Annotated in this window: 19 protein-coding genes; 8 read left to right on the top strand and 11 right to left on the bottom strand. The window is 65.7% G+C overall.

Translation table 11 applies throughout. From position 1 onward, the window contains the following. Positions 1–30: 30 nt before the first annotated feature. From LMJ30_RS19915 to LMJ30_RS19895, 5 genes are all read right to left on the bottom strand, one after another. A complete protein-coding gene (locus LMJ30_RS19915; protein ID WP_229434308.1) occupies positions 31–1,176 on the bottom strand; it encodes a glycosyltransferase family 4 protein in 1,146 nt (381 codons plus the stop codon). Between the two features lie 2 nt (positions 1,177–1,178). Then, positions 1,179–2,309 carry a glycosyltransferase family 4 protein gene (locus LMJ30_RS19910; RefSeq protein ID WP_371873058.1) on the bottom strand — a complete coding sequence of 377 codons (1,131 nt, stop codon included), beginning with the start codon at positions 2,307–2,309 and terminating at the stop codon, positions 1,179–1,181. Further along, complete coding sequence (locus LMJ30_RS19905) at positions 2,306–3,247, bottom strand: GDP-mannose 4,6-dehydratase (RefSeq protein WP_229434307.1); 942 nt, start codon at positions 3,245–3,247, stop codon at positions 2,306–2,308. Before LMJ30_RS19905 ends, LMJ30_RS19910 begins: the two co-directional genes overlap by 4 nt. 1 nt (position 3,248) lies before the next feature. Next, positions 3,249–4,292, bottom strand: a complete 1,044-nt coding sequence (gene gmd / locus LMJ30_RS19900) for a GDP-mannose 4,6-dehydratase (RefSeq protein WP_229434306.1) — start codon at positions 4,290–4,292, stop codon at positions 3,249–3,251. A 298-nt stretch (positions 4,293–4,590) separates the two neighbouring features. Further along, entirely contained in the window at positions 4,591–6,903 is a 2,313-nt protein-coding gene (locus LMJ30_RS19895; RefSeq protein ID WP_267869735.1) for an NADP-dependent malic enzyme, read from the bottom strand. Between the two features lie 175 nt (positions 6,904–7,078). On the opposite strand from LMJ30_RS19895, the gene thiL reads away from it, so the two are divergent. Beyond that, positions 7,079–8,047: a thiamine-phosphate kinase gene (gene thiL, locus LMJ30_RS19890; RefSeq protein WP_229434305.1), complete on the top strand. Its 969-nt coding sequence runs from the start codon at positions 7,079–7,081 to the stop codon at positions 8,045–8,047. Here thiL and LMJ30_RS19885 read toward each other — a convergent pair. Genes LMJ30_RS19885 through LMJ30_RS19875 form a run of 3 tightly spaced genes read right to left on the bottom strand, consistent with a single transcriptional unit; the run spans position 8,034 to position 13,209 of the window. Then, on the bottom strand, positions 8,034–10,634 hold the full coding sequence (locus LMJ30_RS19885) for an EAL domain-containing protein (RefSeq protein WP_229434304.1): 2,601 nt from the start codon (positions 10,632–10,634) through the stop codon (positions 8,034–8,036). The two genes, thiL and LMJ30_RS19885, sit on opposite strands and share 14 nt — an antisense overlap. Further along, the gene (locus tag LMJ30_RS19880) at positions 10,631–12,661 is read right to left on the bottom strand and encodes a sensor histidine kinase, YfiR-like protein-associated (RefSeq protein ID WP_229434303.1); all 2,031 of its coding nucleotides are present in this window, start codon (positions 12,659–12,661) and stop codon (positions 10,631–10,633) included. The genes LMJ30_RS19885 and LMJ30_RS19880 overlap by 4 nt, the downstream gene beginning before the upstream one ends. Next, positions 12,658–13,209 (bottom strand): TOL_0243 family YfiR-like periplasmic protein, encoded by a 552-nt coding sequence (locus tag LMJ30_RS19875; RefSeq protein ID WP_229434302.1) that lies wholly within the window; start codon positions 13,207–13,209, stop codon positions 12,658–12,660. Before LMJ30_RS19875 ends, LMJ30_RS19880 begins: the two co-directional genes overlap by 4 nt. Positions 13,210–13,525: 316 nt before the next feature. Here LMJ30_RS19875 and LMJ30_RS19870 point away from each other — a divergent pair, with 316 nt between their 5' ends. Genes LMJ30_RS19870 through LMJ30_RS19850 form a run of 5 tightly spaced genes read left to right on the top strand, consistent with a single transcriptional unit; the run spans position 13,526 to position 17,130 of the window. After that, positions 13,526–14,008 (top strand): CinA family protein, encoded by a 483-nt coding sequence (locus tag LMJ30_RS19870; protein ID WP_229434301.1) that lies wholly within the window; start codon positions 13,526–13,528, stop codon positions 14,006–14,008. Between the two features lie 21 nt (positions 14,009–14,029). Then, positions 14,030–14,905 carry a metallophosphoesterase family protein gene (locus LMJ30_RS19865; RefSeq protein ID WP_229434300.1) on the top strand — a complete coding sequence of 292 codons (876 nt, stop codon included), beginning with the start codon at positions 14,030–14,032 and terminating at the stop codon, positions 14,903–14,905. Between the two features lie 38 nt (positions 14,906–14,943). Next, on the top strand, positions 14,944–15,672 hold the full coding sequence (locus LMJ30_RS19860; protein ID WP_229434299.1) for a P-loop NTPase family protein: 729 nt from the start codon (positions 14,944–14,946) through the stop codon (positions 15,670–15,672). Between the two features lie 5 nt (positions 15,673–15,677). After that, positions 15,678–16,181: a conjugal transfer transcriptional regulator TraM gene (gene traM / locus LMJ30_RS19855; RefSeq protein WP_229434298.1), complete on the top strand. Its 504-nt coding sequence runs from the start codon at positions 15,678–15,680 to the stop codon at positions 16,179–16,181. Between the two features lies 1 nt (position 16,182). After that, complete coding sequence (locus LMJ30_RS19850) at positions 16,183–17,130, top strand: cation diffusion facilitator family transporter (protein WP_229434297.1); 948 nt, start codon at positions 16,183–16,185, stop codon at positions 17,128–17,130. On the opposite strand, the gene cysK is transcribed toward LMJ30_RS19850, so the two are convergent. From cysK to tcdA, 3 genes are read right to left on the bottom strand one after another with little or no spacing between them, the layout of a single operon-like run. Continuing rightward, on the bottom strand, positions 17,127–18,056 hold the full coding sequence (gene cysK, locus LMJ30_RS19845; protein ID WP_229434296.1) for a cysteine synthase A: 930 nt from the start codon (positions 18,054–18,056) through the stop codon (positions 17,127–17,129). The two genes, LMJ30_RS19850 and cysK, sit on opposite strands and share 4 nt — an antisense overlap. 34 nt (positions 18,057–18,090) lie before the next feature. Continuing rightward, a complete protein-coding gene (locus tag LMJ30_RS19840; RefSeq protein ID WP_267869734.1) occupies positions 18,091–18,678 on the bottom strand; it encodes an FKBP-type peptidyl-prolyl cis-trans isomerase in 588 nt (195 codons plus the stop codon). A gap of 47 nt (positions 18,679–18,725) precedes the next feature. Then, positions 18,726–19,601: a tRNA cyclic N6-threonylcarbamoyladenosine(37) synthase TcdA gene (gene tcdA / locus LMJ30_RS19835; protein WP_229434295.1), complete on the bottom strand. Its 876-nt coding sequence runs from the start codon at positions 19,599–19,601 to the stop codon at positions 18,726–18,728. A 77-nt stretch (positions 19,602–19,678) separates the two neighbouring features. Here tcdA and pdxH point away from each other — a divergent pair, with 77 nt between their 5' ends. Together pdxH and LMJ30_RS19825 are read left to right on the top strand one after the other, a co-directional pair. After that, positions 19,679–20,860 (top strand): pyridoxamine 5'-phosphate oxidase, encoded by a 1,182-nt coding sequence (pdxH, locus tag LMJ30_RS19830; protein WP_229434294.1) that lies wholly within the window; start codon positions 19,679–19,681, stop codon positions 20,858–20,860. A gap of 52 nt (positions 20,861–20,912) precedes the next feature. Beyond that, positions 20,913–22,118: a class I SAM-dependent methyltransferase gene (locus LMJ30_RS19825; RefSeq protein ID WP_229434293.1), complete on the top strand. Its 1,206-nt coding sequence runs from the start codon at positions 20,913–20,915 to the stop codon at positions 22,116–22,118. Positions 22,119–22,177 lie beyond the last annotated feature (59 nt).

The raw sequence follows: 22,177 nt of genomic DNA, 5'->3' as shown, positions 1-22,177 counted from the left end.
AGCATAGTCGGGTGCGCGGCAATACCGGGGTCAGGCGCCGGCCGGGGCAAGCTGGGTCACCGCGCGGCGCGCGGCGAGCTCTTCGTACAGGGCCAGGTAATTGCTGGCCATCGTCTCGGACGAGAACAGCTCCCAGTAGCGCGCCTCGGCGCGCTTGCCCATGTCGGCCGCCAGCTGCGGGTTGTCCCACAGCGTGCGCATCGCTTCGCCCAGCGCCTGCGGATCGCTTGGCGGCACCACCAGGCCGGTGTCGCCGTCGATGTTGATATAGGTGGTGCCGGTGCCGATCTCGCTGGAGATCATCGGCTTGCCGTACATCGCGCCTTCCAGCAGCGAGATGCCGAAGGCCTCCGAGCGCAGGTGCGACGGGAAGGCCATCGCGTAGCACAGCGTCAGCAGCGCGGCCTTGTCGTCCTCGTCGACCGCGCCGACGAACAGCACGTGCTTCAGGCCGAGCCGCTCGGCATGCGCCTTGAGCTCAGCCTCGATCGGCCCGGAACCGACGATGACGACCGGGTAGTCCGAACTGGCGACCGCGTCGAGCAGAATGTGCAGGCCCTTGTAATAGCGCAGCACCCCGACAAACAGGAAGAAGCGCTCGCCGACTTTGGCGCGCCACTTGTCCATCAGTTCCGGCTTGGCGGCCGGGTAGGTGCTCTTGTCGAGGCCGTAGGTGATGACGCGGGTCTTGTCCTGGTAGCGCTCCAGCACCTGCGACGACGCCATGTAGTTGGGCGAGGAAGCGACAATGGCGTCGACGCTTTTCAGGAAACGGTGCTTGAGCGGCTGGTACAGGCGCAGCAGGTGCTTCTGGCGCACGATATCGGAATGGTAGGTCACCAGCGATGGCTTGTTCACGCGCGAGATGAAGTGGGCCAGGTCCATGAACGGCCACGGGAAATGGTAGTGCACCACGTCGGCCTGTTCGGCCATGCGCGCCAGTTCGCCGAAGGCGGCGAACGACACGGCGTTCGAGGCGATTTCAAAGTCGAGCGGCACGCGGCGCACGTGGTGGCCTTCGAACTCGAAGTCGGCATTGTCCTTCTGGCGCGTCAGGGTCAGCACGTCGTTGGTGACGCCAAGGCGGCCGGTCCCGACGCACATCTGGCGGATCACCTGCTCGATGCCGCCGACCGAGTCGGGATAATAGGTTTTGTAGAAGTGAAGGACACGCATAATCAGTTTTTCAGTACGGCGCGGTACACGTCGGCGGTCAGCCGCGCCGTGTGGCGCCAGGTAAGTTGTTCAGCACGGCGGCGGCCCGCTGCGATGCAGCGCGCGCGCAAGGCATCATCGCGCACCAGCGCCAGCATCGCGTCGGCGATCGCCCCGGTGTCAAACGGGTCGACTTCCAGCGCGGCGCCCTGGCTGACCTCGGGCAGCGAACTGGCGTTCGATGCAACCACCGGCACGCCTGACGCGAACGCCTCGACCACGGGAATGCCGAAGCCTTCGTACAGCGACGGAAATACAAACACCCCTGCGCCAGCATACACTTCGCGCAAGGCGGCGGCGCTCGCCAGGCCGCTCAGCCAGGCCACGTTTTCGCCGTTGGCGGCAGCGGCCTGCAGGCGCCGGGCCAGCTGCTCGCTGCGCGCCCCCGGGGCGCCGACGATGACCAGCTGGCGTTCCCTGCGCACCTCGGCCGGCAGCGCCAGCCAGGCGTCGAGCACGCGCTCGATGTTCTTGCGCGGCTGGAGCGTGCCGACAAACAGGAAGTAGCCGGGGCGCAGGCCGTTGGCGGCCAGGGTCGCGGCCACCGCCTCCGGGTCGGGGGGCGACAGCCATTCCTCATCGACGCCGCAAGGCACCACGCTGATGCGCCGCGGGTCCGCCCCGAAGCACTCGACCAGCTCGTCGACGGCGAAATGCGACAAGGCGATCACATGGTCGGCCTTGCGCGCGGCCTTCACCTGCAGCCAGTTCTTGGCAGCCCGGAAGCGCGGGTTGCACCATTCGGGATACTTGATCGGCAGCGCATCGTGCAAGGTTGCCACCACCGGGCAGTCCATCCGCACCACCCGGTAGTCGGTAACGTGGAAGATATCGGCCGGCATATGCAGGCGCGGCGCGGCCAGTGCCAGGTCCAGCAGCGACGCGCCGGCGAACGAACGCGCCAGCGGGCGCCCCACCGTGATGTCGCCCGCGGCGCCGCGCAGCCGCGGAAAGGAATACGGTTTGACGTCGCAGCCGGCCTGCGGCAGGTTGCGCAGCAGTGCGCCGGTGTAGACGCCGATGCCATCGACCCTGCCGCCAGTCAGCCCCGGTTCGATCATCGTCGTCCCCAGGCCGACAGTCAGCGCACTCACGCCTGGTACATCCAGCGCAACGTGTCTTCCAGCGGTGTCGCTTCGATCTCGCCGATGACGCTGGCCAGCTTGCGGTTGCTGCCAACCAGTGTCGGCACGTCGCTGGCGCGTACAAAGGCAGGGTTGACGCGCACGTCGATGTCGTAGCCGGCGATGCCGGCCATGGTGTCAAGGATGCCGCGCAGCGAATAGGCGCGGCCCGAGCAGACGTTGTAGGCCTGGCCCGGCGGCGACAGCGCCAGCAGGCGGCGGTAGGCCTTGGCCACCACGCGCACATCGGAGAAGTCGCGCGCGATGTTCAGGTTGCCCAGTTCGATGTCGCGGGCGCCGCTGCGGAAGTGCGAGACGATCTTCGGCAGCAGGAAGTTGGCGTCCTGGCCGACGCCGGTGTAATTGAAAGGACGGGCGATGATGATCGGCAGCTTGTCCGACCACAGCTGCGCCATGTGCTCCATCGCCAGCTTGCTCACGCCGTAGTCGTTGAACGGCGCCGGCGTCATGCTCTCGTCAATCACCGGCACGTCCACATGGCCGTAGATGTTGGCCGACGAGGCCAGCAGCACGCTGGACGGCTGGTGGCGGGCGCCAGCCAGTGCTTCGAGCAGGTTGCGGGTGCCGACGATGTTGACCCGGTAGATCAGCTCGGCGTTGGAGTGGGCGACGAAGGCGATGCCGGCCAGGTGCACCACCACGTCCGGCTGCACTTGCTCGACGGCGCGCAACACCGCGTCGCGGTCGCACAGGTCGACGGTAAACACATCAGGACCGGTGGGCTCGCCCGGCAGCACCGTGCCAAACACGCGGTAACCCGCGCTGGTCAGCTCTTGCGCCATGTAATGGCCAGTGAAGCCGCGCAGGCCGGTGATCAGCGCGCGCTTTCCTTCACCCTCGCGGTCAAGCACGAGACTGGTGAATTTTTCCGTGGCCAGGCGGTTCATGTCAGAACGAGAAACCCAGCTCGTTGCGGCGCATATCGGCTTCGACCATCATCTGGCACAGCTGTTCGAGCGTCGTGTCCGGCGCCCAGCCCAGCTCGCGCTTCGCTTTCGATGCGTCGCCGATCAGCAGGTCGACTTCGGCAGGACGGTAGAACTTCGGGCTGATGCGGACCAGCAGCTTGCCGGTGCGCGAGCAGTGGCCGGTTTCGGCTTCGCCCTGGCCCTTCCATTCGACGCCGATGCCGGCGCCCTTGAACGCCATCGTGACGAAATCGCGCACGGTTTCGGTACGGTTGGTGGCGAGGATGAAGGTGTCCGGCGTATCGACCTGCAGCATGCGCCACATGCCTTCGACGTATTCGCGCGCATAGCCCCAGTCGCGCTTGGCGTCGAGGTTGCCCAGTTCGAGCACGTCCAGCTTGTTCAGCACGATCTTGGCGACCGAGTCGGTGATCTTGCGGGTGACGAACTCACGGCCGCGCAGCGGCGACTCGTGGTTGAACAGGATGCCCGACGAGCCGAAGATGCCGTAGGACTCGCGGTAGTTGACCGTCATCCAGTGGGCGTACAGCTTGGCGACGCCATATGGGCTGCGCGGGTAGAACGGGGTGTCTTCCAGCTGCGGAATGGCTTGCACCTTGCCGAACATTTCCGAGGTCGACGCCTGGTAGAAGCGGATCTTCGGGTTGACGATGCGGATCGCCTCGAGCAGGTTGACCGCGCCCATGCCGGTGATGCTGGCGGTCGCGAGCGGCTGCTCGAACGACACGCCCACGAAGCTTTGCGCAGCCAGGTTGTACACCTCGTCCGGCTCGCTCGACTGCATCAGGCGGATGGCCGAGGACAGGTCGGTCAGGTCGTATTCGACCAGTTTCAGGTTGGGATGGGCCTCGATACCGAGTTCCTCAATCCTCCAGAAATTGACTGAGCTGGAGCGGCGGTAGGTACCGGTGACCTGGTAGCCCTTCTCGAGCAGCAGCTGCGCGAGATAGGCGCCGTCCTGGCCGGTAATGCCGGTAATGAGGGCTTTTTTTGCTGTGTGCATGTTATTCGGTATATGACGTGGTGTGGCCGGCTGCCGGAATGGCCAACTGGCTAAATTCAGCCCGGCATTGTAACAGAGACCATATAGCCCCTATTACGCGATAGTAAGGCGTGCAAAATAAACAACATCTGCACTGAGCATTATGCATTGAAACGCAGTTCGGGCGGCGCGCCTTTACGGTTTGTTACTAGTGTCTTCAAGTGTCTTTAAGTGTATTCCGCTCCGATGTGTGGCTTGTCTGACACACATCAAACGCGCGAATTGTCGGCCGGACGCAAAAGTGTCCGGCCGGCATTGCTTAGCGTTGCGCTACAGCATCAACCACGCACAGCGCGGTCATATTCACGATCCTGCGCACCGTCGCCGACGGGGTCAGGATATGCACCGGTTTGGCGCAGCCCAGCAGGACTGGCCCGATCGCGATGCCGTTGCCGGCCGCGGTCTTGAGCAGGTTGTAGGAAATGTTGGCGGCGTCGATGTTCGGCATCACCAGCAGGTTGGCGTCGCCTTCCAGGGTCGACTGCGGCATCTGCTTTTTGCGCAACTTGGTGTCGAGCGCCGCATCGCCGTGCATTTCGCCGTCGATTTCCAGCCCGGGCGCCTGCTGCTGCACCAGCGCCAGCACGGCGCGCATCTTCCTGGCCGATTCGCTGTTGGCCGAACCGAAGTTCGAGTGCGACAGCAAGGCGGCGCGCGGGCACAGGCCGAAGCGGCTCATTTCCTCGGCCGCCATGATGGTGATCTCGGCCAGCTGCTCGGCGGTCGGGTTCTCGTTGACGTGGGTGTCGACCATCGCCAGCTGGCGTTCCGGCAGGATCAGGAAGTTCATCGCCGCATACACATTGGCGCCGGCGCGCTTGCCCAGCACCTGGTCGATGTAATGCAGGTGCAGCATCGTGGTGCCGAAGGTGCCGCAGATCATGCCGTCGGCGTGGCCCTTGTGGATCATCATCGCGCCGATCAGGCTGTGGCGGCGGCGCATTTCCAGCTTGGCCCACTCCTCGGTCACGCCTTTGCGCATGCCCATCTGGTGGTAGGTCTGCCAGTAATCGCGGTAGCGGTCGTCGTGGTCCGGGTTGATCACGTCGAAATGCACGCCCAGCTTCAGGCGCAGGCCGAACTTCTCGATGCGCTTTTCCAGTACGCCGGGACGGCCGACGAGCACGGGGCGCGCCAGCTTCTCGTCGACCACCACCTGCACCGCACGCAGCACGCGCTCGTCTTCGCCCTCGGCGTAGACAATGCGCTTGAGCTCGGGCGGCGTGTTCTTGGCGGTCGCGAACAGCGGCTTCATGAAGGTGCCGCTGCGGTAGACGAACTGCTGCAGGCTGTCGGCATACGCGTCCAGGTCGGCGATCGGGCGCGTCGCCACGCCCGACTCGAACGCGGCCCTGGCCACGGCCGGGGCGATCTGCATCAGCAGGCGCGGGTCGAACGGCATCGGGATCAGGTATTCCGGCCCGAACGACAGGTTCTTGATGCCATAGGTGGTGGCGACGACGTCCGACTGCTCGGCGTGGGCCAGCTCGGCGATCGCATGCACCACCGCGATCTCCATTTCGCGGGTGATCGTGGTGGCGCCGCAATCGAGGGCGCCGCGGAAGATGTACGGGAAGCACAGCACGTTGTTGACCTGGTTCGGATAGTCCGAACGGCCGGTCGCGATGACCGCGTCGCTGCGCACGGCGCGCACTTCTTCCGGCAGGATTTCCGGGGTCGGGTTGGCCAGCGCGAGGATCAGCGGGTTGGGCGCCATCGCGCGCACCATGTCCTGCTTGAGCACGCCGCCGGCCGACAGGCCGAGGAAGATGTCGGCGCCAGGGATCGCCTCGGCCAGGGTACGGAACGGCGTATCCTGCGCGAAGCGCGCCTTGTCCGGGTCCATCAGCTCGGTGCGGCCCTTGTAGACCACGCCGGCCAGGTCGGTCACGGTGATGTTTTCGATCGGGAAGCCGAGGTCGACGATCAGGTCAAGGCAGGCCAGCGCCGCGGCGCCCGCGCCCGACACGACCATCTTGCAGTCCTTCAGGTTCTTGCCGACCACCTTGATGCCGTTCAGGATCGCCGCGCCGACGATGATCGCGGTGCCGTGCTGGTCGTCGTGGAAGACCGGGATCTTCATCCGCTCGCGCAGCTTGCGCTCGATGTAGAAGCACTCGGGCGCCTTGATGTCCTCGAGGTTGATGCCGCCGAAGGTAGGCTCAAGCGAGGCGATGATGTCGACCAGCTTGTCCGGGTCGCTTTCGTTGATCTCGATGTCGAACACATCGACGCCGGCGAACTTCTTGAACAGGACGCCCTTGCCTTCCATGACCGGCTTGGAGGCGAGCGCGCCGATGTTGCCAAGCCCGAGGACGGCGGTACCGTTGGTAATGACAGCGACCAGGTTGCCGCGCGCAGTATATTTAAAGGCGGCGGCCGGGTCCTTGACGATCTCTTCGCAGGGCGCGGCCACGCCTGGCGAGTACGCCAGCGCCAGGTCGCGCTGGTTCAGGAGTTGTTTGGTGGGGGTGACGCTGATTTTGCCGGGGCGCGGGATTTCGTGATATTCGAGCGCTGCGAGGCGAAGCTGTTGACGCAGTTCTTCTTTCTTGTCTGATGACGAATCCATCGGTTGCGGCCTTCCAAGAGCTTACGGGGATTGTCGATTTTAGCAGACCGCCACTTTTGGCAACTACGTATTTTTACCGAGGGCCTGGCGGCGGCGCCGATTGGCCGCCAACCAGCAAAAGATTCACCTCAGCAACTTCGGGCAACTTCCGACAACACTTGGGTACAATCCGGCCATGCTCTCCGAATTCGACCTCATCAAACAATACTTCCAGCGGCAGCAAGCGGGCCGCGCCGTCCTTGGCATCGGCGACGATTGCGCTCTGCTGGCGCCCTCCCCCGGCATGCAGCTGGCCATCTCGTGCGACATGCTGGTCGAGGGCCGCCACTTTTTCGCCGGCGCCGATGCCCGCATGCTGGGCCATAAATCGCTGGCCGTGAACTTGTCCGACCTGGCCGCCATGGGCGCCACGCCGCGCGCCTTCACCCTTGCGCTGTCGCTGCCCTCGGCCGACCGCAGCTGGCTGGAGGGCTTTTCCGCCGGCCTGTTTGCCTTGGCCGACGCCCACCAGTGCGAACTGGTCGGCGGCGACACGACCAAGGGCCCGCTCAACATCTGCATCACCATCTTTGGCGAAGTGGCGCCAGGGCGTGCATTGCGGCGCGACGCGGCAAAAGCCGGCGACGACATCTGGATTTCGGGCACCCTGGGTGATGCGCGCCTTGCGCTGGCCGGCTACCGCGGCGAATTCGCGCTCGATGCCGGCAGCCTTGCCGCTGCGGCGCCGCGCATGCACGCGCCGACGCCCCGCGTCGCACTCGGCATGGCGCTGTCCGGACAGGGGGCGGCGCACGCCGCCATCGATATTTCCGATGGGCTGGTGGGAGACCTCGGCCATATCCTGGCAGCGTCGCAGGTGGGGGCCACGCTCGATGCGGACGCGCTGCCGGCCGGCCCGGTGCTGGCGCGCCAGCAGCAGGACCTGAAGCGCCGCTTCTGCGCGGCCGGGGGCGACGATTACGAGTTGTGCTTCACCGCGCCTGCGTCACGGCGCGAGGCGGTGATCGCGGCCGCGGCGCGGGCCGGTACGCCGGTCACCCGGGTCGGCGCCATCGACGCCGAACCTGGCCTGCGCCTGGTCGATGCGTCCGGCTCCACGCTGGACCTGTCGCTGGCGGGCTTCGACCACTTCAGCGGCGACTGACCCGCAGCCCTTCGGCTTCTTCGTCCTGGGTGATCACGCGGCTGCGGCGCGGGTCGTCGCGGGCGCCGTTGACCCGCCAGTAATGGTGGAACGCCAGCCGGATGTTGTCGCGCAGCTGGGTGTCGTCCCACGGCTTGGTGTAGAAGCGGTAGATCGCGCCGCTGTTGATCGAGTCGAGCACCGCCTGCAGCCCGGTTTCGCCGGCCAGGATGATGCGCACCGTGTCCGGGTACATTTCCTTGACCCGGCTGAGGAATTCGGTGCCGCTCATGAACGGCATCCGCTGGTCGCAGACGATCACCTGCACCTGGTGCTGGGCCAGCAGGTCGAATCCTTCGGCCGGCGACACCGCCGTCAGGATCTTGTAGTTATCGCGCCTGAACAGCCGGTGCAGCGCGGCCAGCGCATTGATGTCGTCATCGACGATCAGCAGGGTCGGATGTTCGGTGTCGTTTGCGGCGTGGTCGTCCGGCGCCAGCCGGTTGGCCGCGACCATTTCGCCCAGCTGGCGCGCCGTCAGCGCGCGGCTGACGTGGAAGCCCTGCACCTGGTCGCAGCGGTGGCGCCGCAGGTACATCAGCTGCGCGCGGCTTTCCACCCCTTCCGCAATCACCTGCATGTGCATGCTGTGGGCCATGCTGATGATCGCCAGCGCAATGGCGGCGTCGTCCGGATTGGTGGTGATGTCGCGCACGAACGCGATGTCGATCTTCAGTTTGTCGATCGGGAAGCGCTTCAGGTAGGCCAGGCTGGAATAGCCGGTGCCGAAGTCGTCGATCGATATGCGGATGCCGAGGTCGCGCAGGCGCGTGAGCACTTCGCTGGTGTGCTCGGCGTTGGCCATCAGCGCGCTTTCGGTCAGCTCCAGTTCGAGCAAGGCCGCATCCACGCCGTGCCGGCGCAGCGCCGTGCCGACCTCTTCTTCCAGGTCGCCTTCGACGAACTGGCGGCTCGACACATTGACCGCCACCCTCACCTCGCCGATGCCGGACGCCAGCCAGGCTGCGACCTGCCTGCAGGCCGCGTCGATGATCCATGCGCCGACCTTGACGATCAGGCCGGTCTCTTCGAGGATCGGCACGAATTCGGCGGGGAATACCATGCCGTAGCCGGGGCGGTGCCAGCGCAGCAGCGCTTCGACCCCGGTGATGCGGCCGGTGTTGACGTTCATCTTCGGCTGGTAGTACAGCTCGAACTCGCCGTTCTCCAGCGCGCGCCGCAGCGCCACCTCGAGGTCGAGGCGCGCCAGGACCTGCACGTTCATCCCGGCGGTGAAGAAGCGGTAGCCGTCGCGCCCCGCCGCCTTGGCGCGGCCCATCGCGGTGTCGGCGTACTTGATCAGGGTCTGGGGGTCGGTGGCGTCGTCCGGATACATGGCGATGCCGATGCTGGCCGTCAGCTGCAGCTGCTGGCCGTCGATGTCGAACGGCCAGCGCAGCGCTTCGCGCACTTCGCTGGCGACATGCACCGCTTCGTCCTGGTCGCGGGTCGGCAAAATGAGCGCGAACTCGTCGCCGCCAAGGCGGCCGAGCGTATCGCGCGCGTGCAGGCACTGCACCAGGCGGTTGCTGAACTGGCGCAGCAGCTCGTCGCCGTGCATCGAGCCGAGCGAGTCGTTGACAAGCTTGAAGCGGTCAAGCCCGATCGACAGCACGGCCACCCGGCCGTCCTTGTCGCGCGCCATCTCTATCGTGTCGTGCAAGGTCTGGTAAAACAGCACCCGGTTCGGCAGGCCGGTCAGGCTGTCGTAGTTGGCCAGGTGTTTCAGGCGCTGCTGCGCGAGGCGGCGTTCGGTGATGTCGCGCGCTACCGCGATCAGCATGCGGCGTCCGTCCGACACCTCCAGCTGCCAGCGCACTTCGGCCGGCAGCGCCGCCATGTCGCTGCCGGTCAGTTCGGTTTCGACCAGCTCCGGCTGCCCCCCGCTGGCGCGCTTCGGCGACGCCTGCGCCGCCATCTGGGCATGGGTCGCCAGGCCGAAGCCGGCCGGGTCGGCGCCGATCAGTTCGTCGCGTTCGTAGCCCAGCATGCGGCAGGCGCCGTCGCTGACATCGACCAGCTCCATGCTGGCCGCGTCGATCAGGAAGATCGCGTCGGCGGTGGCGTCCATCGCGCTGCGGAAGCGCTGCAGTTCGGCGGTGCGTTCGCGTACCGTTTGTTCAAGCCGCGCGCCGTAGCTGGTCGACTCGCGGTGCAGCAGCCGCACTTCCAGCAGGTTGCGGATGCGCGTGAGCACCTCAAGCGCATCGAACGGCTTGCCGATGAAGTCGCGCGCGCCCGCTTCCAGCGCCGCCATTTTCTTGTCCGGGTCCGCGGTGACCACCAGCACCGGCAGCCAGGCGCCGGTTTCCACCGCTTTCAGCGCGCGCATGACGTCGAGGCCATTCATGACAGGCATGTGCAGGTCAAGGATGATCAGGTCATAGCGGTGCTCCGCGTGCAGCGGCGCGACCTGCAGCGGGTCGGTCGTGCTGCTGACGCTGGCGTAGCCGCTGCCGCGAAGCAGCACCTCGAGCAGCTCGACGTTGACCGGATTGTCGTCGACCACCAGGATGCGCGCGCGCAGCAGTTCTTCTTGCGCGATCAAGGCTGCTGCTCCTTGCGGCTTGCCGCGCGGCGGTCGATCCAGGCCAGCGTGCTGTTGACCGCTTCGGTGAATTCGTCGATGTTGATCGGCTTGGTCAGGTAGCGGAAGAAGCCGGCGGCCAGGCCCCGCTCGACATCGCGCGGCATCGCGTTGGCGGTCAGCGCGATGACCGGGATATGGGCGGTGCGCGGATCGCTGCGCAGGGTCCTGAGCGCGTCAATCCCGCTGACGCAGGGCAGGTTCAGGTCCATCAGGATCAGGTCCGGCCGGTGCAAGCGCGCCATTTCGATGCCGAGGTGGCCGTCCTGGGCCGCCATCAGGCGCAGGTCGGGCCGGAAACGCACGATCTCCTCGACCAGCTTCAGGTTGGCCGGATTGTCTTCGACGTACAGCAGCGTGTGGCGCGCGTTCGCCTCCGGCGCTTCCACCGGTTGCGCCAGCGCGGGCGGCGCTTCTTTCAGCGCCAGTGCATGCGGGACGGTGACCGGCAGGTCGATCCAGAACACGCTGCCGACGCCGACCCGGCTCGATACGCCGATGGTCCCGTTCATCAGTTCGACCAGGCGGCGGGTGACGACCAGGCCGATGCCGGTGCCTTCCTGGCCGCTGTTTTCCTGGCCCAGCCGGTTAAACGGCTGGAACAGCATGTCGAGCTGGTCGGGACGCAGTCCAAGCCCGGTATCCTGCACCGACAAGCGCACCTTGCCCGGCGTATCGAAAGCGATGTCGACGACCACGGCGCCGGCGTCGCGGTTGTACTTGACCGCATTCGACAGCAAATTGAGCAGCACCTGCTTGAGGCGCGTGCGGTCCGCTTCGACCACGGTCTCGCAGGCGTCGGGGAACAGCACGCGGATGCCGCGCTCGGCGGCGATCGGTTCGATCATGCTGCGGCATTCGCCCAGCACGTCGCCCAGCTCCACCGGCTCGAGCGACAGGTTCACCGCGCCCGCCTCGACCTTTGCGAGGTCGAGGATTTCATTGATCAGGGTAAGCAGGTGGCGGCCCGACTTCAGGATATGGCCGGCAAACTCCTTCTTCTGCGGCAGCGTGGACGGCAGCGAATCGGAAGTCAGTATCTGGGCGAAGCCGAGGATCGCGTTCAATGGCGTGCGCAGCTCGTGGCTCATGGCCGACAGGAAGGCCGACTTGGCCTGGTTGGCCTCCTTCGCTTCTTCCATCGCCAGTTCGAGTTCGGCGTTGGCCGTCTCCAGCTGCAGCGTGCGTTCGTGCACCCGCACTTCGAGCTGCTCGTTCAGGCGCATCACTTCCTGCTGGGCGCGGGCCCTTTCCTCGGCCTCGCGGGCAATCGCGCGGTTCGAGGTTTCCAGTTCGCCGGTGCGTTGTTCGATCTCGGTCAGCATGGCGTTGAACGAGTCGACCAGTTCGCCCGCCTCGTCGGTGCTGGTGCGCGGCGCGCGGCGCGAATAGTCGCGCGTGCTGACCACTTCGCGCGCGACTTCGGCGATGGCGAAAATCGGCGCGGTGACGATGCGACCGAGGCGCCGCGTCAGCAGCAGCGCCAGCAGCATGGCGACCATCGTGATCAGCAGCGCGACGCCGATGTAGTCGAGGGTCCGCGACACCAGCGCATATTCGGCGCGCAGGTAAACGGTGCCGAGCAGCTCGCCGTTTTCGATGATGCGCCGGTACAGGAACAGGTTGCTGCCTTCGATCTGCACGCCGTCGGCGCGCGCTTTGGCGGGGAATTCGCGCGCCTCGCCGGGCGCCGCATACGATGCGAACAGCTCGCCGCGGGCGTTGTAGATGGCGCCGGCGCGCACCTGCGGACGGATGCGCAGCAGCGCCAGGTTTTCTGCGGCCAGGCGCTGGTCGTCGAAACTGAGCGCGGCCGACGTCATGTGCCCGAGCAGTTCGGCCTGGGTACTCATGTCGCCCAGCAGCGCGCGGTGGTAATGGCGCAGGTCGTAGGCGATCAGGATGGCCACCGAGACCAGCAGCGAGGCCAGGGTGGTCAGCATGACCACGGCGGCGAGCTTCTGGCGCAGCGAATGCATGCGGATCATGAGGCCCCCTCGACGCGCAGGGCAGCGGCAAGCATGCGCGCGCTGATGCGCAGGCGGCTGGTGGCGACGTTCTCGAGCGCCACCTCGAAGCGCAGGCGCTGGCCGTCGACGACGAAATTGACCATGCTGCCCAGCGCCAGCGCCTCGTCGGTGTCGGTGACAGTCAGTACCGACTGGCCGCGCGCGGCCTGCAGGTAATCGCCGATGGTGGCGCGGTCTTGCACGCCGACGAACAGGATGTGCAGGCCGGCGGTGGATTCGCCGCGCCTGACCTTGCGGATGGCGACGGCGTGGCCATTGACGCTGCGTCCGCCGACAGTGCGCGCAAGGTGCTCGGCCAGTGCGTCGTTGCCGGCCACGCCGATCTGCAGCACGCTGTCGGGACGTGCGAAGCTGCCCTCGGGCCACTCCACGAAGGTCGCGAACTTATACAGGTAGGCTGCCTTGACCGCGCTTTCCAGCGGCGCCTGCGGACGCGCCAGGCCGGCCGCAGCCGTCAGGCACAGCGCCAGGCACCCGGCCGCAACCCGGCGGCTCACGCGAACCATGAACAACCTGGTGCTGTGCTGCGGAGGCGGGCGTGAAAAACTGGCATCAATCGTGAATCCAAAAAAAGCGAATTATGCTGTAGAAAGTGACAAGCACAAGCGCGGAGCAGGATAGCAGGCGAGGTAATGAAACGGCGCACGTCTTGCGCCGGGGATTGCCCTCGCGCAATGGCCCCTCGCCCGTTCGTGATAATTGGATAGGATTGTACCTTTGTTACCGATGGGGCAGCTCGGCAATTTTAGCGTGGCGGAACGCTCGCTGCGGGGAACCGCATGGTAAAGTAGAAATGACCGATTTCGATCAAAGGAGCGACACGTGACGAATGACATTCTCGACCTGGCCGCGCGGGTTGGCCAGGCCCTGCAGGCCAAGGGCCTGCTGCTGGCAACCGCCGAGTCGTGCACCGGCGGCGGCATTTCGCAAGCCGTCACTGAAATCGCCGGCTCCACCGGCTGGTTCGACTGCGGCTTTGTTGCCTACTCCAATCCATCCAAAACCGAATTGCTGGACGTGCCGGCAGCGCTGATCGCGCAGATGGGCGCGGTCAGCGAAGAAGTGGCCGCGGCCATGGCGATCGGGGCGCTGGCCAACAGCAATGCCCATGTGGCGCTGTCGACCACAGGCATTGCCGGGCCGACCGGCGCGGTGCCGGGCAAGCCGGTCGGCACGGTCTGCTTCGGCTGGGCCAGGGGCGACCATACTTATACGGAACGCCTGGTGTTCCAGGGTGACCGCCAGGCCGTGCGCGAACAGACCGTGGTGCATGCGCTGCAGGGACTGTTGCGTTTCATCGAATAGGTGGCAGGCACGGCAACTGCCTTGCTGAGGCTGGCGTTGGCGGCCTGCGCCGCCGGCCCGGCCGCTCTTGCCCATGCACAGGCCTACACCGTGTACGCCGCGGGCGACATTGCCTGGTGCGACCACCCCGACCCCAGGTGGTCGGGTGCCGCCGCCACTGCCAGGGTGGTCGAGGCGGGCCTGGCGTTAAACCGCAACGCCGCGGTGCTGCTGCTGGGCGACATTACATACCCGCGCGGCAGGCTGCACGAATTTACCGACTGCTACCACCCGACCTGGGGCCGCTTCAAGGACCGTACCTGGCCCGCGCCCGGCAACCATGAATACCTGACGCCGGGCGCGCGCGGCTACTTCGATTATTTCGGCAGCGCCGCCGGCCCCGGCTATTACCGCGTCAAGCTCGGCAGCTGGCAGGTGTACTCCCTCGACAGCAACCTCGGGCCCGGCCCTGCCGCCGTCCAGCTGGACTGGCTGAAGCAGGAACTGGCCGCCAATCCATCGCACTGCATCCTCGCTTACTGGCATCACCCGCTGTATAGTTCTGGCGGACATGGCAGCATCGCGCGCATGGGCGACGCGTGGCGCGCCTTGCACGCTGCGGGCGCCGAGATCGTGCTGTCGGGACACGACCACGACTACGAGCGCTTCGCCCCGCAGGACGCCGCATCGCGCTACGACGCGCGCGGCATCCGCCAGTTTGTGGTGGGCACCGGCGGCGCCTATTCCACGCCGTTTTTGTTACCATTGCGCAACAGCGAACTGCGCGACAATAGCCGCACGGGCGTGCTGAAGCTGGTGCTGAAGGACGGCGCCTATGAATGGGCTTTCCTGGAGGCCGAGTATCAAGGCTTCCCGAACGGTAATGCGCCGGACCGCGGCGAAGGCCAGTGCCATTAGTTGCTGGCAGATGGATTCATTAATTTTGGAGCAATTCGATGCATAACACGGTTCACTTCATCCTCCAGGGCAAGGGCGGCATCGGCAAGACCCTGGTATCGACCATCCTCGCGCAATGGCTTGCCGGCAAGGACGAGAAGCCGCTGCGCTGCTTCGATACCGACCAGGAAAACGCCACCTTCTCGCGCTACAAGGCGATGAACGTGAAGCACGTGCCGGTGATGACGGACAACCGCATGATCGACCCGAAGCGCTTCGACGCCCTGATGATCGACATCCTGGAAGAAGAAGGCAACTGCGTCGTCGACAACGGCGCCAACACCTTCTCGCCGCTGATGGCCTACCTGCTCGAGAACGACTGCTTCTCGCTGCTGGAGGAGTCGGGCCGCAAGGTGTACATCCACGTGATCGTGGGCGGCGGCGACACCCTGCACGACACCGCGATGGGTTTCGTGTCGACTGCCAAGTCGACCAATGTGCCCCTGGTGCTGTGGGAGAACGAACATTTCGGCCTGCTGCAATCGGCCAGCGGCAAGCAATTTACCGAGTCCAACACCTACGCCGACAACGCCGGGCGCGTGGTCGGACGGGTGGTGCTGTCGCAGCGCAACGCAGACACCTTCGGCGCCGACCTCAAGAAGATGAACATCGCCCGCCTGACCGCAGAAGAAGTGCGCGCCAGCGAGAAGTTCAACGTGATGGAAAAGCAGCGCATCAAGGTGGTGTTCCGCGACCTGTTCGACCAACTCGACAAAGTGCAGTGGTAAGCGGCATGGACCAGCAAAAACTGCGCACCCTGGTGTTTGAAAAGACCGGCGTCAAGATCGACGTCGACGACCCCGTGTTTGCCCTGGTCGCCCTGAACGAAGCCGTGCTGGCCGAAGCGGTCGAGCGCCATGTGGCGCTGCTCGACGAGGCCACCCGCGAACTGGCGGGCCAGGTGCAGGCACTGCAGGATGGCGGGCACATTCCGCGCCCGGCAGCCGCGCGCCCGGCGCCTGCGCCTGCCAAGCCGGCCAATGCCGGGCCGCTCGATGGCGACCGGCGGGTGATCGCCATCGCCGGCGGCGCCGCCCTGCTGGGCGCGGTGCTGGTGCTGCTCGGCCAGGCTGCCTTCTTCCGCCCTCCCCCGCCGCCCGCGCCCATCGTGCAGGCGAAGGAGCTGACCCCGGAACAAACCAGGGCGCTCGCTGACGCCGACAAGATGGCGCGCGCCGTCGAAAAACTGGACGCCAAGAGCCGCAAGCTGATCCAGTCCGAGATGCAGAAACCCTGACATGCCGCACGACCATCACGATCACCACGGCCACGGCCACGGTCACCACCATCACCACCATATTTCGCCGGATGGAAACAACCGCGCGTTCGCGCTGGCCATTGGCCTGAACACGATCTTTGTCGCGATCGAATTCACCTACGGTTTCATTGCCAACTCGACTGCGCTGATGGCGGACGCCGGCCACAACCTGTCCGACGTGCTGGGACTGGTGCTGGCCTGGGGCGCGGCAATGCTGGCGAAGAGCGCGACCACCGAACGCTATACCTACGGGCTGCGCAGCAGTTCGATCCTGGCGGCGGTGCTCAACGCCCTGCTGCTGATGCTGGCCTGCGGCGCGATCGGCTGGGAAGCGGTGCAGCGCCTGGCCAATCCGGCGCCGGTGGCGGGTGTCACGGTGTCGGTGGTGGCGGCCATCGGCGTGGCGATCAACGGCGTGTCGGCCTGGCTGTTCATGGCCGGCAGCAAGAACGACCTGAACATCCGCGGCGCCTACCAGCACATGGCGGCGGACGCGGCCATCTCGCTGGGCGTGGTGGTGTCCGGGCTGGTGATCATGGGCACCGGCTGGACCTGGCTCGACCCGGCGGCCAGCCTGGTGATCGTGCTGCTGATTTTAATGAGTACCTGGGGCTTGCTGCGCGAGTCGATGCAGCTGGTGCTGGGCGCGGTGCCCCCCAATGTCGATGCCGAGAAGGTGTCGGCATTCCTGCGCAGCCAGCCCGGCGTGAGCGATATCCATGACCTGCACATCTGGGCCATGAGCACCACCGAAAACGCCCTCACCGTCCACTTGGTGATGCCGGGCAGCTACCCGGGCGACCACGCCTTCGACGCGATCACCGCTGGACTGAAAGAGAACTTTGCAATCCATCACTGCACCCTGCAGATGGAACAGGGCACCACCGACCACGCGTGCGCCCTGAACGGGCACGATCACGATCACTAAGCCAGGTTGGCGTACAACGGCGTACTCAGGTAGCGCTCGCCGAAGGACGGGATGATGGTCACGATCAGCTTGCCCGCGTTTTCGGGCCGGTGCGCCACCTGCAGCGCGGCCCACAGCGCCGCGCCGGCCGAGATGCCGACCAACAGCCCTTCGCCACGCGCCGCCGCGCGCGCGGTCTCGAAGGCATTGTCGTTGCTGACGCAAATGACTTCGTCATACGCATGGACATTGAGCACGGCCGGAATGAAGCCGGCGCCGATGCCCTGGATCGGGTGCGGGCCTTTGGTGCCTTTGGACAGCATCGGCGAGGCTTCCGGCTCGACGGCAATGGCCTGGAACCCCGGCTTGCGCGACTTGATGACTTCGCTCACGCCCGTGATGGTGCCGCCCGTGCCGACACCGGCGACCAGGATGTCGACCTGGCCATCGGTGTCGCGCCAGATTTCCTCGGCGGTGGTGCGGCGGTGCACCTCGGGATTGGCCGGATTGTTGAATTGCTGGGGCATGAAGTGGCTCGGGTTACCGGCCACCAGTTCTTCGGCGCGGCGGATCGCGCCCAGCATGCCTTCCGCCCCCGGGGTCAGCACCAGCTCGGCCCCGTAGGCGCGCAGCAAGGTGCGGCGCTCGGTGCTCATGGTTTCGGGCATCACCAGCTTGCAGCGGTAGCCGCGCGCGGCGCACACCATTGCCAGGGCGATGCCGGTGTTGCCGCTGGTTGGTTCGACGATGACGGTGTCCGGGCCGATCAGGCCGGCCGCCTCGGCCGCCTCGATCATTGCCAGGCCGATACGGTCTTTGACGCTGTGGGCCGGATTGTGGAATTCCAGCTTGGCCACGATCTGCGCGCCGGCGTCGCGGCCAAGGTTGCGGATACGGACCAGCGGGGTGTTGCCGATTAATTCAGTGACGTCGTTTGCAATTCTCATGACATGTCTCCCACCGGTTCGTTATCGATTTGACTTACTTCACCTGCAGCAGTTCCACCTCGAAAATCAGGTCCGAGTCCGGCGGGATCATGCCGCCGCCGGCGCCGCGCTTGCCGTAGGCCAGGTGGCTCGGGATGATCAGGGTGCGCTTGCCGCCCACCTTCATGCCCGCCACGCCCTGGTCCCAACCCTTGATGACCCGTCCGGCGCCCAGCTGGAACTCAAGCGGTTCGCGGCCGATCGAAGTATCGAACTGGCGGCCGCGCTGGTTTTTGGCCATCGGCTTGTAGAACCAGCCGGTGTAGTTGACCAATACCTTGGCGCCGACGGACGCTTCGGGGCCGGTGCCGACTTTGGTGTCTTTGGTGACCAGCGGATCGAGCGCAGGCTCGGCTGGCGCGGCGGCCACCGCAGGCGCTGCCGCCGGGGCTGGCTGGGCGACTGGCGCGGTAGCTTGTGCTGGCTGGGCCGGCTGGGCAATGGCCGCGGCCTGCGCGGCAGGATCGGTTGCCGCCTGCGACTGCGCCTGGGCTTGCGCGTGGGTGTCCGTGCCAGTCGACTGGGCCTGGGCCAGCGCGCTTGCGGCGCTCAGCATGGCGAACAAGATGGAGCTGCGAATCATGTGGTGATCTTTCTTTGAAAGGTGGTCAAAACGCGATTATCCTGTGCTTATGATAACGCGGCTGCATCGCTCTGCACAGCGGCTTGCTGCGGCTCGCCTGCGGCGTTGGCGTCGGCCGCCAGTTTGCGCAGCAAGTGGCCTGCGGCAACCATGCCAAAGGTGGCGGTGACCACCATGCTGGAGCCGAAGCCAGCGCAGTTCAGGCCGGTAATGCCGGCCGCGCCCTCATCGATGTCGCAGGCCCCGCCTTCGGCCGGCATGGCCAGCGGTTCCATCGAGAATACCGCATCGATATTGAATTTGGTTTTGAGGCTGCGCGGAAAGCCGTACTGGCTGCGCAGGCGCTTGCGCACCATTTTCAGCAAGGGTTCCTGCTCGGTCTTGCTGAGGTCGCGGATGTCGATCCGGGTCGGGTCGATTTTCCCGCCGGCGCTGCCGATGGTGATCATGGGAATCGCATGGTCGCGGCAGTAGGCAATGACCGCGGCTTTCGATTTGACGGAATCGATGGCGTCGATCAAAAAGTCATAGCCGCGTCCGCCGACCATGTGTTCGAGGTTATCGGGTTCGATGAAGTCCTCGACCAGGTTGACCCGGCAGAAAGGATTGATCTGGGCGATACGCTCGGCCAGCGCGCCGATCTTGGCCTGGCCGATGGTGCCGGACAGGGCCTGGATCTGGCGGTTGATATTCGACTCGGCCACGTTGTCCAGGTCGATCAGGGTCAGCTGGCCGATGGCGCTGCGCGCCAGCGCTTCGACGATCCAGGAGCCGACCCCGCCGACGCCGATCACGCACACATGCGTTGCGCGGAAACGCTCCAGCGCCGCGTCGCCATACAGCCGCGCGATACCGCCGAAACGCCGGGCGAAATCGACCTCGCCAGCCTCGTCCGTGAAGATATGGGTGTTGATGGTATTCATCCCCGCATTGTAAACGGACACTGCGGTTCGCACTGTTCTAAAATGTGATTACACTTAGCACTAATTGAAAGCCTGACATGACCAATGCCCTCCTTGACGCAGCACCCGGGTTCGACCAGCCGATCGCCGTGCTCAAGCATTGCCACGACCGCATCCGCAAGCAGCTTGCCACCATGCAAAAGCTGCTCGACCACCTGCCCCAACATGGCGCCGACGAACAGGCGCGCCAGGCGGCTGCTGCGGTGATCCGCTATTTCGACAAGGCGGCCCACCTGCACCATGAAGATGAGGAGCAGAACCTGATCCCGATGCTGCGCGAGGTGGCGCAGGGAGAAGACGCGGCCTTGCTGGCGTCGCTGGCACCCGGCATCATCGACGACCATGACAAGATGGACGCGCTGTGGCAGCGCCTGCATGAGCAGCTGCGCCCGATTGCCGACGGCGCCGCGCAGGCGCTGTCGGCGGCCGACGTGCGCGAATTTACCGAGCGCTACACGGCCCACATGGAGCGCGAGGAAGGCCATATCGCACCGATGGCCAAGCGCCTGTTCAGCGCCGGCCAGATGGCCAGCCTGGGCGAAGCGATGCAGGCGCGGCGCGGGATTGCACCGGCTGCCCTGACCGGCGAGGCGGTGGCCCACCTGCGCAAGGATTACGGCCAGGCCAGCCTGTCGGAAAACGACGTCGACGCCGACCCGATCCAGCAGTTCGGCATGTGGTTCGATGAGGCGCTGAAGGCGCAGGTGAACGAGCCCAATGCGATGGGCGTATCGACCGTGGACGAGCGCGGACGGCCGACGTCGCGCATCGTGCTGGTCAAGCAGTTCGACCAGCGCGGCTTCACCTGGTACACGAATTACGACAGCCAGAAGGGCCGCCAGCTTGAGCAAAATCCATATGCCTCGCTTCTCTTCTTCTGGAGCGAACTTGAACGCCAGATTCGCATCGAAGGGAGGGTGGAGCGCACGTCACCCGCGGAAAGCGACCAATATTTCCACAGCCGCCCGCTGAAGAGCCGGCTGGCCGCAATCGCGTCCTCGCAAAGCGCGCCGATCGGCAGCCGCGAGGCACTGGAGCAGCAATACGAATCCGTAGCACAGCAGTATGGCGAGCAGCCGCCGCGCCCGGACCACTGGGGCGGTTTCCGTCTTGTGCCCGAGCGCATCGAGTTCTGGCAGGGACGCCGCTCGCGTTTCCATGACCGCATCGTGTACACGCTGCAAGACGGCAGCTGGACACGGCAGCGTTTGCAACCGTAAGGGGCAGCGGCGAGTCGCCAGGGCCCCTGCCTGACAAGCGGGAGGTATGCGAGTGTTTAGCCAACTCAGATTGGACGCCTGGAGCACAGGTGTGCGCAGCAAGGCGACGGTGCCGCTACGGGTTGAGCTGTGGAATGGCCAGCGCCTGGATTTTTCCGACGAGGCGCCGCGCGTCACGATCCGCGTGCCGCAGGCCTCGGCCGTGCGCTACCTGGTGTCGCCATCGCTGTATAACCTCGGGCGCGCGTATGTCGAAGGCGCGATCGAGGTCAGCGGCCGCGCCACCGACATGATCGCCGTCGTCAATGCGCTGGCGGCCGCCTCGGTCAAGCCGCACGGCGCACTGCGCCGCTTCGTGCGCTCGCTGCCGCACACGCGCCAGGTCGACGCCGAAGCGATCCGCTACCACTATGACGTCTCCGACGCTTTCTACCAGGCCTGGCTCGACCCGGCGATGGTGTACTCGTGCGCCTACTTTGAAAATGGCGACGAAGACCTGGCGACGGCGCAGCGCAAGAAAATCGACCACATCCTCACTAAAATCGACCTGCGGCCCGGCCAGACCCTGCTCGACATCGGCTGCGGCTGGGGCGCGCTGGTGATCCGCGCCGCCCAGCGCTTCGGGGCGCGCTGCGTCGGCATCACCCTGTCCGAAAACCAGCACCGGCTGGCGCGCGAGCGTGTCGCCCAGGCCGGCTTGCAGGGCCAGGTCGAGATCCGCCTGCAGGATTACCGCGACGTGGAGGGACAGTTCGAGCGGATCACCAGCGTCGGCATGTTCGAGCACGTGGGGGTGCGCCACCTTCCCGATTACTTCGCGCGCATCAATGCGCTGCTGGCCCCGGATGGGCTGGCGATGAACCACGGCCTGACCAGCACCGATCCGCAAGGGCGCGGCACGCCCTATGGCGGCGGCGAGTTCATCAGCAGATATGTGTTCCCACACGGCGAACTGGCGCACCTGGGCGTGGTGATCCGGGCGATGCAGCAAGGCGGGCTGGAAGCGCGCGACGTGGAAAACCTGCGCCGCCATTACGCCCGCACCTGCGAGCTATGGACCGAAAATTACGAAGCCAACGCGGCGCGCATCCGCACCCTGACCGATGAGCGGCATTTCCGCATCTGGCATGTCTATCTGGCGGGGTGCACGTATGCGTTCAACCACGACCTGATCAGTTTGTACCAGGTGGTGTGCGGCAAGGCGGGAACGGCGCCGGCCAGCCATCCATGGTCGCGGCGGTACATGTATCCATGTTGAGTTCACGGCGCCGCGGGTACCGCCCGTGACGGCTCGGGAAACGTAGGGCGGATAAGAAC

It is taken from the genome of Massilia agrisoli (assembly GCF_020831365.1).
GTDB lineage: Bacteria > Pseudomonadota > Gammaproteobacteria > Burkholderiales > Burkholderiaceae_D > Telluria_A > Telluria_A agrisoli.
The sequence above is the reverse complement of the archived record's forward strand: the minus strand, read 5'-3'. Positions and strand labels throughout refer to the sequence as shown.